Raw genomic sequence first — 16409 nt, 5'->3', positions numbered from 1 at the left:
CTATACTGGTTTTAAATATATAACGAATTCAGTGTATTAACTAAAGCAGTTAACTTTATGAAAATCACCTTTTACGGTACTCGCGGATCTTGTCCCACACCTGGTCCTTCAACATTAAAATACGGTGGTAATACCGCTTGTGTATTAGTTGAATCTGAAGGTGGGCAAAAACTGATTTTAGACGCTGGCACTGGCATTAGAGTGGTTGGTGATGAATTTGTTAAACATAACGAAGATGTTTTTATTGTGTTATCTCATAATCATTATGATCATATTCAGGGCTTTCCTTTCTTTAAACCTATTTATCAAAAAGGTCGTAACGTCTATATATACCCAAGTGAAACCACACCTAACCAACCAAGAGCTGTTGTTGAGCAGATGAATGGGAGCTTTTTTCCTTTGGATGAACATGAATTATTGGCCAACTTAAACTTTAAACAACCTAACTGGGATATACAGCCCCTTACAATTAATGGCTTTCGAGTATATAGACGAACGATTAACCATCCAAATGGAGGCTCAGCTTACATAATTGAAAGTGGTGGTAAAAAAGTTGCTTATGTCACTGATAATGAATTAGCACCACCTGATGTTCCTTCAACAACGTCATATGAGTGGAAAGAGTTTTTATTAGGAGTGGATTTGGTTATTCATGATGGTCAATACACAGACCTAGACATGCCACTTAAACACGGCTGGGGCCATTCATTAATTGATGAAGCTGTCGATTTAGCAAAGAGTAGCCATATTAAACAATTAGCTATATATAGCCATGACCCCGATCGGACTGACGATGACATAGATGCATGGCAAGAAAAGATTGATAAAATGCAGTTAGATTGCAATATATTTTTTGCGAAAGAACAACAGATTATTCAACTTTAGGCACAAATAATCATCACTCGCATTGAGTAATAAAACACCATATACTAAATAGTAATTACGACAATGTTAGCTATTTACTCATGTACGCTAACAAGTAATAGAGAATAATAATGGCAACGGATTTCAGCGACTCAGCACTTAAACATTTAATTAATGTGGGTGTGGAATTATCAACTGAAGAAGACACTACAAAACTATTAGAGAATATTCTTCTAAGCGCAAAACAACTTTCGCAAGCTGACGGCGGAACGATATATTCTATTACCGAAAAAAATTGTCTTAAATTCGAAACACTATTAAATGACACTCTTAATATGTATATGGGTGGCACTTCTGGCAAACCTATCCCTTTCCCTGAAATCCCAATGTTTGTCGACGGCGAACCAAATTACAACGCTTTAGTCGCATACGCAGCCGCAACAGATCAAGTCATTAATATTTCAGACGCTTACGAATCTGGCAACTATGACATGAGTGCCGCTCGTAAAATGGATGAGAAAACGGGGTATCGTACTAAGTCCGTATTAACAATCCCCATGAAGAACCATGAAAAAGAGCTGATTGGTGTATTACAACTGATTAACGCTCAACAAGATGAGCAAGTCGTTGATTTCCCTCCGGCATTAGAAGAGATCATTCGCTCATTAACGTCTATGGCCGCTGTTGCCCTTACCAATAGACAACTGATTGATGGCATGGAAGTGTTATTTAAATCTCTTACGCGCCTAATCGCTCGCGCAATCGATGAAAAATCACCCTATACAGGTGGTCACTGTAATCGTGTTCCAGAATTAACCATGTTAATCGCCGACGCTGTTTGTCATACCAAGTCAGGTCCATTATCGGATTTTTACCTAGACGAAAATCAAAAATATGAACTTTCTGTTGCAGGCTGGTTACATGACTGCGGAAAAATTGCGACGCCAGAATATGTGATGGATAAAGCATCGAAACTAGAAACGATTTTCGATCGCATTGCTTTAGTTGAATGCCGAATTGAATTAGCCATTAATGAAATTAAAAATGCCCATCAGCAAAAAATAATTGACCAATTAAAACAAGGTAAAGATATTACCAAACTTGAAAGTGAGTTACCTAGTTTGATCGAAGAGCTTGAACAAGACAGATTGTTTTTATGTAAAGCGAATGTTGGTGGAGAGTTCATGAAACCTGATGATCAACAACGTGTACATGATATTGCAGCAAAACATCAAGTGACCATTGCGGGTGTGAAACAACCATTATTATCTAGCAACGAAGTATGTAATCTGGAAATTGCTAAAGGCACACTATTACCAGAAGAACGAGAGATTATTAACAACCATATGGTGGTAACCATTGACATGTTAGAGTCACTCCCGTTTCCTAAACACTTACGCAATGTACCTGAATACGCCGGTGGTCATCACGAAAAAATGGATGGTACTGGCTACCCCAACGGTTTAACACGTGAACAAATGTCTGTTCCTGCTAGAATGATGGCAATTGCTGATATATTTGAAGCATTAACTGCAGCTGATAGACCATATAAACCAGCGAAAATGTTGAGTGAATGTTTAAGAATAATGGGATTCATGAAACTCGATAAACACATAGATCCAGATTTATTTGACGTATTTATAGATGAAGAAGTTTATATGCAATATGCTCAGCAATACTTATCAAGAGACCAAATTGATGAAATCGACAAAAGTAAAATTCCAGGGTACGTATTACCCGACAAAAGGGAAACGATAACTAAAAAAGTTATCATTCATAGGATATGAATAACAAGAATGAAATTTAAAGTATCGAATAGCAAAAAATCACATATTATTTTATTAATAAGTTTCTTTTTAGTTACCACTTTTTCTGCATTAGCCAGTAACCCAGCCTCTTCGCTTTCATCCAAATTACAGGATATTGAGTCAGTATATAAATCGGATAGCCAGCAAGCATTAAACTTAGCGAAAGAATTATCGGTCGAATACCCAGAGAATGCCAAAGTCATTTATTGGTTAGCCCGTTTATATCCTATATATTCTGAGTTTGAACTTGGTTATAAATATGCCACCAATGCACTTGAGTTAAATATATCTGCCCACGATAAAACCTACATGTACTTAACCTTGGCTTACTACTCCCAATTCAAACAGAACATACCGCAGCAGTATGAGTATTTAGAACAAGCCATTGATTACGCTAAAAAGACGGAAGATCCAGAGCTTATCGTTGAAATGTTATCAGTTTATAGTGGTACGTTAGCGAGTAATAATCGGGTTGATCAAGCGATGGATTATATGACTCAGTCATATGAACTAGTCGATAATGTATCCAGCCCAGATGCTTTATCTACTATGTACAATGCCTTGTGTACCATTTATTTACAAACGGGTCATCCGGATGGCGCAATCGAAGCCATGTTAAAGTCAATCGAATATGTGATGTTAACTGAAAACACACAACAACTCTCTGTGGCTTACTACAACTTAGCGGATATCTATATCCAAACCGAGGACTATGAACAAGCTATAAATGCTTATAAAAACTCAGAACGTTATAGCCGTACTAGTGGCGATATAATAGGTATTGCTTATGCCTATATGGGGCTAGGGCGCAGTTATTTACATGCCAAGCAATACGATCAAGCCTTAGCGGTTTTATTAGACGCAAAACAACGTTTTTTACCTGAGAATCATATCGGAAATTTAATTCAAATATACGGCGATCTCGCTAGCGTACAATTAAACTTAAATATGTATGAAGACGCACAAGACTCTTTAACCAAATTAGAAGCGCTTAAACCATATAAAACAGAAAGGTCGTTTGAAACTTATGTCCAGTCAGCTGAAACTCAAGCTAATGTCTTTTTTGCATTAGGCAAAATAAAAGAAGCCTATCAAGTGCAACAAAACTATATAGATCAACTTAGGGCTTACCATAAACAACAATTAGAAATTTCTAGAGAATCCGTTTTTGAGAAACTAAAAAACTCAATTTACGCTAAAGATAACCAATTATTAATATTAGAAAATCAGCTTAAGAAAGTGGAGCTAGATAAACATAAGAAACAAACAGATTTATTAATATTGACATCTCTATTTTCAATCTGCATTGCTATTTTTGTGACCTTTATTCTGTCACGCAATATTCGATTACAGAAACAGCTGGATAAACTCGCCACCACAGATGATTTAACCGGTTTATATAATCGCAGAAAAATAATGGCTATTTTATCTCAAAGATTCAACGACTTTAAAAAATCAAAACAATCCTTGTATGTGTGTATGTTTGATTTAGATTTGTTCAAAAACATTAATGACCAATTTGGTCATGTGATGGGAGATGCCGTTTTAAAACATATTGCGGACTGCGCAATCAATATATTTGGTGAAGCGCAACCCGTTGGCCGATATGGCGGCGAAGAGTTCTTAATCATATTGAATTCCAAAAGTTATCAAGCAGCGCATGCTCAATTAGAAGAATTTAGGTTAGCGATTGAAGACTTGGATATTCCAGGGCTAGTTCAGCCAGTCACGATCAGTTTAGGTCTATCAGAAGCCTCTATAAATGACGCTTATCAAACAGATATAATCCAACGAGCAGATACGGCTCTTTATGATGCGAAAAAATCTGGCCGAAATAGGTTATGCGGAAAGTAAACCCAATTATTTCGTAAACGTGTAACCAATTGATATTTTATATAGCCATTTAAGCTTTTTACTTTTGCAAAAACCCGTATTATTTTAATTAATATCAATACTATAAGGACTTACCTAAATGTCACAATTTGACAATGTGTCTATAAAACAAAGTGCCAACATATACTTTGATGGCAAAGTAACAAGTCGTAGCTTGACCTTTTCAGATGGCACCACTAAATCGCTAGGAGTCATGTTACCGGGTGCCTATGAGTTTGGCGCCAATGAAGAAGAGTTAATGGAAATAGTTTCAGGAAAGTTAGAGTTATTATTACCAGGTTCAGAGTGGCAAACCATCATTGGCGGTGAAAGTTTTGGCGTACCAGCTAACTCATCTTTTAAAGTAAAAGTAATCGAAATAACTGACTATACTTGTCACTACATAAAATAAAGTCCGTTATTTTTAACCATAAAAAAACCAGTTAAGTTAACTGGTTTTTTCTTATTGAAAGCAAGCTCAACTACTCTGATTTTGGATCTCTAGCTAATAAAGCCAAAGCGGCATCATGGGCTGACTTTCCTTTATAAAGAACTTCAAAGATTTGTTCGGTTATCGGCATTTCAACATGATTTTCATTAGCTAACATGTGAACTTCTTTGGTATTACGATACCCTTCAACAACCTGGCCGATCTCTTCCATTGCCGTTTCTACTGATTTACCTTGACCTAATGCTAAACCAAAACGACGATTACGAGATTGATTATCGGTACAGGTTAATACTAAGTCACCAAGTCCAGCCATTCCCATTAACGATTGAGGTTCGGCACCTAATGCCATCCCTAATCGCATCATTTCTGCTAATCCACGAGTGATCAACGCCGTTCTTGCATTGGCACCATATCCAATACCATCAGCCATACCCGCACCGATAGCGATTACATTTTTAACTGCGCCCCCCAGTTGTACCGCAACAAAGTCTGAGTTGGTATAAACTCGGAACTTCCTTTCACAATGCAATAATTTACTTATGGTATCAACAAACGCTTGGTCATCAGATGACAACGAGATTGCCGTCGGTAAACCTTGCACCATTTCTTTAGCAAATGTAGGACCAGACAACACAGCTAAAGAAGCCTCATCGCCAAGTATATCTCTTGCTACCGTATGTAATAAACGTCCAGTATTAGGATCTAATCCCTTAGTTGCCCAACAAATTTTAGGCTTATTAGGCAGTAATGGTTTTATTTGAGTTAATACATTGGAAAATACATGACTAGGTACAACCACTAAATGTAACTCGGATTGTGTGACGGCTTGATTGAGATCGTCGGTGACATGAAGCGTATCTGGGAAATCAGCCCCAGGTAAGTACTTACGGTTTTGACGATGTAATTGCATATCCGCCATTTGTTCTTTATCTCGCCCCCACATGATCACATCATGTCCATTGCGAGCAAAACAAAAAGCGAGGGCGGTGCCATAAGAGCCAGCCCCTAAAATTGCAATTCTGAATTTTTTATCAGAACTCATATTGTCTCCACTTTAAGCGACAAAAAGTTTATAACAAGTTATAAACTTACGCGTCTAACTTTTGACCTTCACTTTTTGCTTGAGCTTGCGCCTGTTGCATATACTGGGCAAACAACGCATCAAAGTTAACAGGAGAAAGGTTTAACGCTGGGAAAGTACCACGGTTAACTAAGTTAGAGATTGTTTCACGTGCGTATGGGAATAATGTATTTGGGCAGAAAGCACCTAACATATGTGCAATTTGACCTTCAGGCATGTTGCCGATTACAAAAACACCAGCTTGCTGAACTTCACATAAAAATGCAGTCTGACCTTCAACTGTAGCTGTTACCGTCACTGACAAAGTAACGTCATAAACACCATCTTCTAATTTTACACTTTTATTATCTAAGTCTAATTTTACTTCAGGTTGCCATTCTTTAGTGAAAATAGCCGGAGAGTTAGGCGTTTCAAACGAAATGTCTTTTACATAAATTCTTTGGATTGAAAATTGAGCCGTTGCTTCGTTTGTTGGAGTTGCTGCTTGTTCTGTCATTTTAATTATTCCTGAATATTATTTATTTTGATAACAGCGTGTCTAGTTTATTTGCACGCTCTAGAGCCATTAAGTCGTCACATCCGCCAATATGCTGGTCGCCAATGAAAATCTGAGGAACGGTATACGCGCCTTTAGTTCGAGCTATCATTGGCGCTCGTAATTCTGGATGTTCGTCTATTTTTATTTCAGTAAATTCAACTTGTTTCATTTTTAATAAACCAAGTGCTCTAACACAAAAAGGACAATAAGCCTTTGTGTAAATATCGATTTTAGCCATATATAAGAGTCTTATTTACTTTTTAACAACGGGTAAGCTTGCACTTATCCAACTTTGAATACCACCTTGCAATACTGATACTTGCTCGAAACCCGCTTTATGCATTAATTTAGCTGCACTTTTAGCCGTCATTCCAGCGTTGCAAACAACTACTATGGGGTCAGCCTTTTTATTTTCAAGCGCTCCAAATTGGCCACTTGTTATTTTATCCATTGGTAAGTTAACCGAATCCGTAATGCGACCTTTATTAAAGTCCGCAACCGAACGGATATCAACCACATGACCATTTGAACGATTTACTAACATAGTTAGATCATGACTTGAAATAGACTTAACGCTAGATGTTGCACCAGATAACCAACTCATGACTAACATTAAAAATAATAGAGCCCACGCAGCTCCTAACATATAGTGGTTGCCAATAAACTCAACAAACTGTTCCATAGATAAATTACCTAAATATTATTCTCTGAAATGTATTCAGAATTTGTTTTGAAGTGGCGGGATTATACCTGCTTAATCTAAAGATACCAAAAGCTTATAAGATGATCTTAAAAATTGTTAAACACTGGGTTTAAAACAGGTTAGAATCTTGGCATACATCATCGCATTAACTCAAAAATACGGAAACCTTCATGTCGGATAAAAAACCATTTGTTTTAGTTATTATGGATGGTTGGGGTCATCGTGTCTCAACAGAAAACAATGCTATTGCCGCGGCTAATACGCCTAACTTAGATAACCTTTGGAAGACCAAACCACGTACGCTAATTTCTGGCAGTGGTTTTGATGTTGGATTACCAGACGGTCAAATGGGCAACTCTGAAGTGGGTCATGTAAACTTAGGCGCCGGTCGGATTGTTTATCAAGATTTCACTCGTATTACGAAAGCCATTGAAGATGGTTCATTTAATCAAAATCCAGCGTTAGTTAATGCGGTGGATTCTGCTGTACAAAACGATAAAGCGGTTCATATTATGGGGCTTATGTCTCCCGGTGGCGTACATAGTCACGACGAACATATTTTAGCTATGGTAAAAATGGCTGAACAACAAGGTTGTAATAAAGTTTATGTACATGCTTTTCTTGATGGACGTGATACGCCACCACGCAGTGCAAAAAACGTTTTAGAAACGTTTGAACAACACTTTGCGACTTCTGGCAAAGGTAAAGTAGCTTCGCTAATTGGTCGTTATTATGCCATGGACCGAGATAATCGATGGGATCGTGTAGAAAAAGCATATGAATTGTTAACCTCCGCTCAAAGCGAATTTACTGCTGATTCAGCAATAAAAGGGTTAGAAGATGCCTATGCACGTGATGAAAATGACGAGTTTGTTAAACCGACTATCATAGGTAATGCCGTACCTATGGTTGATGGTGACGCTGTTATTTTTATGAACTTTAGAGCAGACAGAGCACGCGAATTAACACGTAGTTTTGTAGATAACGACTTCTCAGGTTTTGAGCGTAAACATGCACCTAAACTAACTGACTTTGTCATGTTGACCCAATACGCTGCGGATATAAATACCACTGCGGCTTTCCCTCCAACACCATTGAATAATGTACTGGGTGAATGGCTAGAAAAACATGGGAAAACACAGTTACGTATATCTGAAACAGAAAAATACGCTCATGTAACTTTCTTCTTTTCTGGTGGCCGTGAAGACTTATTTATGGGTGAAAAACGTGAATTAATACCATCTCCACAAGTGGCTACTTACGACCTTCAACCAGAAATGAACTCTGAGTTATTAACCGATAAATTAGTTGCGGCTATTGAGTCTAAAGAGTTTGACTTCATCGTTGTTAATTACCCAAATGGTGATATGGTCGGCCACACTGGTGTATTTGATGCTGCAGTGAAAGCATGTGAAGCTGTCGATCATTGTATTGGACGTATTGTTGCGTCTCTGGAAAAAGTGGGCGGAGAATGTTTAATCACCGCTGACCATGGTAATGCAGAGAAAATGGCTAATGTTGAAACAGGCCAAGCTCACACAGCACATACTAGTGAACCTGTACCATTCATCTACGTAGGTCGAGACGCCAAAGTGGTTGAAGGGGGTAAGCTAAGTGATGTCGCACCAACCATACTTAATTTGATTGGTATGGAGTTACCAGCAGAAATGTCTGGTAAACCTTTGATGTTAGTCGATTAATCTGATTAGATAGACAGGGATGTTTAAATTATCAGAATAACTGTGAATCTACCTTTTAAAATTATCAAAAATCTAATTATAAAGTCGGCTGTTATTTCAATCTCAGCCGCTTTATGTTTCTGCGCCTCGGTTTTAGCTTCCCCAAGTAATAATTCAAATAACAACATTACAAAAAATAATGAAAAGCTCAAACAAGTACAACTTAGTATCAAGCAGCAACGAGAAGCGTTAGATAAACAAATTAGCAAAAAATCAAATCTTGAAGACTCGTTTAAGTCAGCAGAGCTAAAAGTCGCTGAAATTGCAATCCAACTGACACAAACCAATAACCAGTTAGATGACGTAAACGACAAGATATCTAAGCTAAAACAAGAACAACATAAGTTGAATAAAGAAAAAAAGATTCAACAAACTCTGTTAGCTTCTATGGTCAAAATTGCTTATTTAAATGGCAAACATGACTACACCAAATTATTACTCAATCAAAACGAACCTGCACAGCTAGAGCGATTAATTACTTACTACAAGTCTATTAATGACGCTAGGGTTAAACAACTTGAAGATATACAAAGAGTATTAACAAGATTAAGTGAAATTGATCAAGAATTGGTGCAGCAACAAATTGATTTGCTCGCATTACAGAAACATCAAAAAGATGAACGTCAACAATTAGCTCTCTCTCAAAAAGAGCGAAAATCAGCATTACGTCAGCTCAACAAAAACATTAAATCCGATCAAGACAAATTAAAACAGTTACAAGCTAATCAACAGAGACTGACAAATGCAATTGCCGCAGCACAAAGTAAAATGGCCGTTGATCCAGCAAAATTAGCTGGGTTATATACATTGAAAAAATTAGTTTGGCCAACTAAAGGCAGGTTAAAAAGTAAGTTTGGTCAAAGACGTAATGGCGCGTTACGCTGGAAAGGAGTGATGATTGACTCCGCGTTAGGTAATAGGGTTAATAGTATAGCCGAAGGTATTATTTTATACGCAGATTGGTTAAAAGGCTTTGGTTGGGTGACCGTCATAGACCACGGTAAAGGCTATATGAGTTTATATGGACATAACCAAGCATTATTAAAACGTGCTGGTGATTATGTAGAACCAAATGAACCTATCGCCTTAGTTGGTCAAAGTGGTGGGCAAGCGGAAGCTGGGTTGTATTTTGAAATCCGTTATAAAGGCAAAACGGTTAATCCAGCTCGCTGGTGTAGATAAAATACGCAATTGACTTATATTTCAGTTAATTGACAGTACAAACACGGATCATGTCGATATACTGCTTAATATCACTGAACATGAATTTGTTAACTCAATAACAATTAAGACGATTTTGCGAATTTTAAGACTAATAACTTTTTTTTAATAATCTATGTTTTGATGGCAAGTAATGCTCATGCTGGAAAAATTGCTATTGTCATTGATGACATTGGTAATCAAGCAAGCGATAAAAAATTACTTACATTAAATCAGGCTTTAACCTTCGCTATTTTACCTCACACGCCTTATAGCACCGCATTCTCAAAACAAGCGACCGAACAAAAAAGAGATGTGATCATACATTTACCCATGCAGGCCAATAAAAGAAACCAGTATTTAGGGCCTGGTGCATTAACTATGGATATGACCAAGCAACAATTTCAACAAACCTTAATTGCAGCTATTGAGGATGTCCCCTATGCCGTAGGTATAAACAACCATATGGGAAGCTTGTTAACTCGATTAGATCAGCCTATGCGATGGACTATGGAATTGTTAAGACAACATAATATGTTCTTTTTAGACAGTAAAACAACTGTCCTTAGCAAGGTCGAGCCTATCGCAGATCAATATGGTGTGAATGCATTACACCGTAATATTTTCTTAGACCACGTTAGAAAGCCAGAGATTATGGCGTTTCAATTTCAACGTCTTATTAACATTGCTAGAGAGTATGGTTCAGCCATCGCAATAGGCCACCCTTACCCTGAAACTTACCAACTATTGCAACAGAATTTGCCTTTGTTAACTAGTATGGGCGTTGAGTTAGTGCCATTATCTAAGCTGTTACCTAGTAATATTTCTATACTGGATAACTTGGCTACAAGAGATGGAGATGGAGATGGAGAAGAAATTAAGCATAAAGCAAAAACTAAAATCGCAGTTGATTTCATAAAACCAACTGCGAATAAAGTAGCTGAAAGTGCACTATAAATGTTCTTAAGAATGTGTATTAATATTCAGCACTTATCTCATAGGAAGTGAATTTTCTTATATTAATGACACCTGTATCAAAAATTAAATACTGCCCTTTTATACCTTGTAATACACCCGATACGCCCAATTCTTTGTCAAAGTTATAAGAGCTAATTTTAACTGGGTAATTTAATACCGGGTAGTCGATATTAACAACATCGTCATCGAGTATCTCGATACAATCTTCACCAAATTCAAGTTTTATAGCTGCCAAACGTTCTGTAATTTGTGGCAATAATTCAGCGGCCTTCACTTTTAAATCAATTGCTTCATTACCTCCTTTTAACATGGCTCGCCAATTTGTTTTATCGGCAATAAAATCAGCCAATACAGTTTCAACTAAACCGGATTGATATCGGGTTTTAACTTTTATGATTGGTAATGCTTGTGTAGCGCCTTGATCTATCCAACGGGTAGGTACTTGAGTATGACGCGTGATACCCACTTTTAATCCTGAGGTATTTGCTAAATATACATAGTGTTCAATCATGCAATTTTTCTCGCCCCATTCAGGCTCTCTGCATGTACCTTGATCATAGTGACATGTTTCAGGTTTCATAATACACATGTCACAAGCGGCGAGTTTTCTCATGCATGGAAAACAAAACCCTTGAGAAAAACTTTTTTTCGTTTTTTTATGGCAATTCAAACAACTTATGTTGCCCGTATAAGTTAAGGTTAACGGTTTACCTATTAACTCATTAAGTGGTAACAACTCATCACCAATTGGTAATTTATAATCTACTTCTCCAGTTTCCATATTCAAGTTGGAAACCATTTTTTTTACAAAACCGATCATATTATTATTCTTATTAATTAACTCTAAATGAACTTTAACACAGAGCCTCAAAATTCCATTGTGGAATATGAGTTTTCATCTGTAGATTCTTTATCTCTAAATATTTTGCATAAAAAAACCAGCCTTCAGGCTGGTCCTTTAAGAGTGTTCGTGTTTAGGCTGCTAACAAACCTTGAATTTTCTTCATTGCATTTTTTTCTAACTGACGAACTCGTTCAGCAGAAACGCTGTATTTGTCGGCAAGTTCTTGCAAAGTGGTTTTATTATTATCATCCAACCAACGGCTATGCAAAATGTCTTGGCTACGTTCATCTAACGTTTTAATCGCAGAGAAAAGACGTTTATTTGTATGTTCTTCCCACTGTTTATTAGCAACGTTTTCAGCTACGTCTGAGTTATCACGCTCCAAATATAATGATGGAGAATATGCCGCTGAATCTGAGTCTTCATCATCATTACCCATGTCAAATGCCATGTCGTAATTACTCATACGAGATTCCATTTCCAATACTTCTTTTTTGGAAACACCTAACGTTTCTGCAACATTTGACACTTCGTCATTGCTAAACCAACCTAAACGCTTTTTAGATTTACGTAAATTAAAAAACAATTTACGTTGAGCTTTAGTTGTTGCAACTTTAACAATACGCCAGTTTTTAAGTACAAACTCATGTATTTCGGCTTTAATCCAATGAACGGCAAAAGATACTAATCGTACGCCAACTTCAGGATTAAAACGTTTTACTGCTTTCATAAGGCCGATGTTACCTTCTTGGATTAAATCCGCTTGAGGTAAACCGTAACCTGAATAACTTCTCGCAATGTGCACCACAAAACGCAGGTGCGACATTATTAATTTTTTTGCTGCAGCTAAATTTTCATTTTCATATAAGTCAAAAGCGAGTTCACGCTCTTCTTCTGCAGTTAACATATTGATACTAGTGACAGTAGACACGTAAGACTCAATGCTACCGCTATGAGGTGTTACTGCTAAATCCATAGATTGACTTAATTTCGACATGATCAATCACTCCTTCTTAATAAGTGAAACGATACTAGCACTCTCAAAGTTAGAGTGCTAATTTTATTTTTGAGCTTTATAGATCTTTTAGTTATATTTTTTATTTCGCTTAGTTTTTTTCCTTATTTAAATACGAATAAACATCGTATTTACAATTAGTGTTTTATTATTAACCAAGTTAAAGTAGTTTTATCGGAAGTTATTTATTAAGGGAGGTATGAATGAGCGCTTATGTGGCTAGGCAACCAATTTTAAATATAAATGAAGAAACCATAGGATTTGAATTATTATTTAGAGATAGTTTAAATAACAGCTTTCCACATATTGACCCCAATGAAGCAACTTCTAAGATCATCACTCAAAACCAACTCATACTTGGGTTAGAACAAATTTGCCAAAACAAGCTGGCCTTTGTAAATTTCCATGAATTAAGTCTGTTAAATAAAACCCCGACCGCCTTAAACAAAGACACAACCGTTATTGAGATATTAGAAGATGTGACGGTCACCGACGACTTAGTTGCGGTATGTAAAGAACTCTTTGAGGAAGGTTACAAACTGGCGTTAGATGATCATGACTTTAATGAAAAATGGGAAGTGCTTTATCCTTATACCGAAATTATAAAAGTTGATATTTCACAACTTAATATTATTCAAATATCCAAATTCTCTCGCAAATTAAAAGCAACGTACCCCAATATTATTTTATTAGGGGAACGGGTAGAGACTGAGCATCAACTTCGAATGTTAAAAGAGCTAGGCTTCACGTTATTTCAAGGATTCTTTTACGCACAACCAGAAATGGTTGAACAAACAGGCCTTTCTACAGACAAAATTAAATTACTGAAATTAATCAGTTTAATGGCAAATGCCGAGGTTACCTTTGATCAGGTCGCCAGCATTATCGAAAAAGAAGCCAGTATTTCTTTTGCTTTATTACGATATATATCATCGACTGCTTTTGCGGCAGGCAAAGATGTCACCACGGTGAAACACGCTCTTACTTATTTGGGTTTTGAGGAAATTAAAAAGTTTGTCGCGTTAATTGCTTTGGCCAATTTAGGAGCCCACACAAATCCGGAGTTGCACAATATGGCAATTTTAAGGAGTAAATTTTGTGAGTTTTTGGAAGATCTTAATAATGAGAATGGACCGGTGCCGCGCGCTTACTTAACCGGTTTATTATCCTTGATATCACCTATCATCAATATCCCAATAGAAAGCATTGTGCCTAAACTGCCAATTGATAAAACAATGAAAATAGCATTGTTACATCGTAAAGGTTCGCTTGGACTTTATCTGATGTTATGTGAAGCCTATGAGATTGGTGATTGGGATGTTATTGCTTCAACCTCTGCTAAACTAGGCTTAGATAAGGATGACATTGGAAGGGTTTACCATGAAGCCCTTCTCTGGCAAAACGAATACTTACTTAAGGATAAAAGAGAGAGAAAAAGTAAGTAACTCATACTAAACAATCAAATTGTAAACGATGAGTTAACTCAGTAAACGCCAAGTAAGGTTAATCTAAGTCTGGTTCTATTTCTTTAATATGACGATGCACTGACCAAAACGCGCCCGAAAACCCTAACCCTGATGCAATTAACATTAAAGCCCCGAACTCGGATAACGTCAGACCTTCTATTAAAAAATCAGCCATATATAAGCCTGATATCTCCACAATAGCAGATTGCATCCACCAAATAACAAATGTCACTATAATAAAGGCAACAAATCCCCCCATTAGCCCATACCAAATACCGGTATAAACAAAAGGACGTTGGATAAATCCTTCCGTTGCACCCACCAGTTTCATCACTTCAATTTCTTCTTTACGGGAAATGATAGATAGACGAATAGTATTACCAATAATTAATACAACCGAGACCATGAGTAATAACGCCACCGTAATAACCGCTTCTTCTAACATGCTAACTATGGCGTTGAGGCGAGTTAACCAGTCAATATCTAACTTACCAAAATCAACTTCTCTTTCTTTTTCTAGTTTCGCTAATAATGATTTGGCGGGTTCAGCTTGGCGGTGATATTTATTTGGCGTCACTATAAATGAAGCTGGTAAGGGGTTTGACTCTAAATAGTCCAGCGCCTCACCAAATCCAGATAAAGATTTAAATTCAGCAATAGCATCTTTTTTGCTGATATAGCGTAATTCCTCTACCTCGTCGTAACTACGTATACGACGAATGGCGCTGGATATTTGTTGTTCGGATAAACTGTCATTTAAAAATAAACTTATTTCTGAGGCACTGTCCCATTCTAAGTTTATCGACTGTACATTTTTAACAATGATATGGAGGGTGGCAGGTAAGGTTAAACTTAATCCCATCACTGCAATAGTCATTGCTGACGCAACTGGGGTGCGCCAAATTTCACCAACACTGGTTATAATCTGACGTAAGTTATGTACCCAGAAATAAATAAATTTTTGAATAGGATTCACTGATTTTGAACGTGCACCTGAAGCGTCGGTTGAAAACAGAATACTCATATTAATATCCCACTTTCAGTTGATGATAAACCGTCATCATGGGCTAAACCGTCGTTAATCATACGACCCTGTTTTAAAGTGAGACTTCTATTTTTCATCCTAGCGATTAACCCTAAATCATGGGTCGCAATTAATACCGAGACCCCAACATCATTAAACTGCTCAAAAACATTGATTATTTCTTTGGATAACTCTGGATCTAAATTACCCGTAGGCTCATCTGCCAGTAACAAAGGAGGTTTATTCACAACCGCTCTAGCGATGCCAACACGCTGCTGCTCACCACCAGATAGAATTTTAGGAAATAATTTGGCTTTACTTAACAAACCAACTTTATCTAAAGCTGCGTGCACCCGTTTGGTGATTTCACCTTGAGTATATATACCTTCGATTACTAGTGGCAAAGCAACATTATCAAAAACACTATGCTCTTGTAATAATCTATGGTTTTGGAAGATCATGCCAATATCACGTCGTGCAAACGGCACTTGTTTTGCGGATATTTGATTTAAATTTTTACCATTTATAAATACATTACCAATCGATGGTCGTTCAATCATACTGATCAACTTTAATAACGTACTTTTACCTGCGCCTGAATGCCCAGTTAAAAATGCCATCTCACCTTTTTGTAGATGAAAAGACACTCTTTCTAAAGCTCGAAAGCCACCAGGATAAGTTTTACTTACCTGCTCAAACTTGATCATTTAACGCATTCCAATTTTAAATGGGATTTTTTATTATCCTAATAGATTAACTCATGCAGCAGATAGAAAAAAGCCAGAAGTTAATTTTCTGGCTTGTTAATAATTAGGAACAATTATTA

General features: G+C 36.9%; 16 protein-coding genes. 8 read left to right on the top strand and 8 right to left on the bottom strand.

What is annotated here, in order from left to right:
* Window positions 1–57 precede the first annotated feature (57 nt).
* The 4 genes from RT723_RS11475 to ppnP all read left to right on the top strand — a co-directional run bounded on the left by RT723_RS11475 (window position 58) and on the right by ppnP (window position 4956).
* Window positions 58–885, top strand: coding sequence for an MBL fold metallo-hydrolase (locus RT723_RS11475; protein ID WP_315947230.1), 828 nt, complete (start codon window positions 58–60; stop codon window positions 883–885).
* A gap of 110 nt (window positions 886–995) precedes the next feature.
* Entirely contained in the window at window positions 996–2651 is a 1656-nt protein-coding gene (locus RT723_RS11470; RefSeq protein ID WP_315947229.1) for an HD domain-containing phosphohydrolase, read from the top strand.
* Between the two features lie 9 nt (window positions 2652–2660).
* Window positions 2661–4526, top strand: a complete 1866-nt coding sequence (locus RT723_RS11465) for a tetratricopeptide repeat-containing diguanylate cyclase (RefSeq protein WP_315947228.1) — start codon at window positions 2661–2663, stop codon at window positions 4524–4526.
* 118 nt (window positions 4527–4644) lie between these two features.
* Window positions 4645–4956: a pyrimidine/purine nucleoside phosphorylase gene (gene ppnP, locus RT723_RS11460; RefSeq protein ID WP_315947227.1), complete on the top strand. Its 312-nt coding sequence runs from the start codon at window positions 4645–4647 to the stop codon at window positions 4954–4956.
* A 70-nt stretch (window positions 4957–5026) separates the two neighbouring features.
* Here ppnP and gpsA read toward each other — a convergent pair whose 3' ends face one another.
* Genes gpsA through RT723_RS11440 form a run of 4 tightly spaced genes read right to left on the bottom strand, consistent with a single transcriptional unit; the run spans window position 5027 to window position 7296 of the window.
* Window positions 5027–6037, bottom strand: coding sequence for an NAD(P)H-dependent glycerol-3-phosphate dehydrogenase (gene gpsA, locus RT723_RS11455; RefSeq protein ID WP_216053949.1), 1011 nt, complete (start codon window positions 6035–6037; stop codon window positions 5027–5029).
* 46 nt (window positions 6038–6083) lie between these two features.
* The gene (secB, locus tag RT723_RS11450) at window positions 6084–6572 is read right to left on the bottom strand and encodes a protein-export chaperone SecB (protein ID WP_315947226.1); all 489 of its coding nucleotides are present in this window, start codon (window positions 6570–6572) and stop codon (window positions 6084–6086) included.
* Window positions 6573–6594: 22 nt separating this feature from the next.
* On the bottom strand, window positions 6595–6852 hold the full coding sequence (gene grxC / locus RT723_RS11445) for a glutaredoxin 3 (protein ID WP_216053947.1): 258 nt from the start codon (window positions 6850–6852) through the stop codon (window positions 6595–6597).
* Between the two features lie 15 nt (window positions 6853–6867).
* Entirely contained in the window at window positions 6868–7296 is a 429-nt protein-coding gene (locus RT723_RS11440; protein ID WP_216053946.1) for a rhodanese-like domain-containing protein, read from the bottom strand.
* 191 nt (window positions 7297–7487) lie between these two features.
* Between RT723_RS11440 and gpmM the strand changes: the two genes are divergently transcribed.
* The 3 genes from gpmM (at window position 7488) to RT723_RS11425 (ending at window position 11213) form a co-directional block, all read left to right on the top strand.
* On the top strand, window positions 7488–9017 hold the full coding sequence (gpmM, locus tag RT723_RS11435; protein ID WP_315947225.1) for a 2,3-bisphosphoglycerate-independent phosphoglycerate mutase: 1530 nt from the start codon (window positions 7488–7490) through the stop codon (window positions 9015–9017).
* 42 nt (window positions 9018–9059) lie between these two features.
* Window positions 9060–10238, top strand: coding sequence for a murein hydrolase activator EnvC family protein (locus RT723_RS11430; RefSeq protein ID WP_315947224.1), 1179 nt, complete (start codon window positions 9060–9062; stop codon window positions 10236–10238).
* A 162-nt stretch (window positions 10239–10400) separates the two neighbouring features.
* Entirely contained in the window at window positions 10401–11213 is an 813-nt protein-coding gene (locus tag RT723_RS11425; protein ID WP_315947223.1) for a divergent polysaccharide deacetylase family protein, read from the top strand.
* Between the two features lie 19 nt (window positions 11214–11232).
* On the opposite strand, the gene RT723_RS11420 is transcribed toward RT723_RS11425, so the two are convergent.
* Together RT723_RS11420 and rpoH are read right to left on the bottom strand one after the other, a co-directional pair.
* Complete coding sequence (locus tag RT723_RS11420) at window positions 11233–12054, bottom strand: DUF2797 domain-containing protein (protein ID WP_315947222.1); 822 nt, start codon at window positions 12052–12054, stop codon at window positions 11233–11235.
* A 154-nt stretch (window positions 12055–12208) separates the two neighbouring features.
* Window positions 12209–13075 carry an RNA polymerase sigma factor RpoH gene (rpoH, locus tag RT723_RS11415; protein WP_216053942.1) on the bottom strand — a complete coding sequence of 289 codons (867 nt, stop codon included), beginning with the start codon at window positions 13073–13075 and terminating at the stop codon, window positions 12209–12211.
* 221 nt (window positions 13076–13296) lie between these two features.
* Between rpoH and RT723_RS11410 the strand changes: the two genes are divergently transcribed.
* Window positions 13297–14538, top strand: a complete 1242-nt coding sequence (locus RT723_RS11410; protein WP_315947221.1) for an EAL and HDOD domain-containing protein — start codon at window positions 13297–13299, stop codon at window positions 14536–14538.
* Between the two features lie 58 nt (window positions 14539–14596).
* On the opposite strand, the gene ftsX is transcribed toward RT723_RS11410, so the two are convergent.
* Entirely contained in the window at window positions 14597–15583 is a 987-nt protein-coding gene (ftsX, locus tag RT723_RS11405; RefSeq protein WP_315947220.1) for a permease-like cell division protein FtsX, read from the bottom strand.
* Complete coding sequence (gene ftsE / locus RT723_RS11400; RefSeq protein WP_315947219.1) at window positions 15580–16290, bottom strand: cell division ATP-binding protein FtsE; 711 nt, start codon at window positions 16288–16290, stop codon at window positions 15580–15582. Before ftsE ends, ftsX begins: the two co-directional genes overlap by 4 nt.
* Between the last annotated feature and the right edge of the window lie 119 nt (window positions 16291–16409).

Source organism: Psychrosphaera aquimarina, from assembly GCF_032461525.1.
Lineage (GTDB): Bacteria > Pseudomonadota > Gammaproteobacteria > Enterobacterales > Alteromonadaceae > Psychrosphaera > Psychrosphaera aquimarina.
Note: the sequence above shows the minus strand (reverse complement) of the source record. Positions and strands in the feature narration are given on the sequence as shown.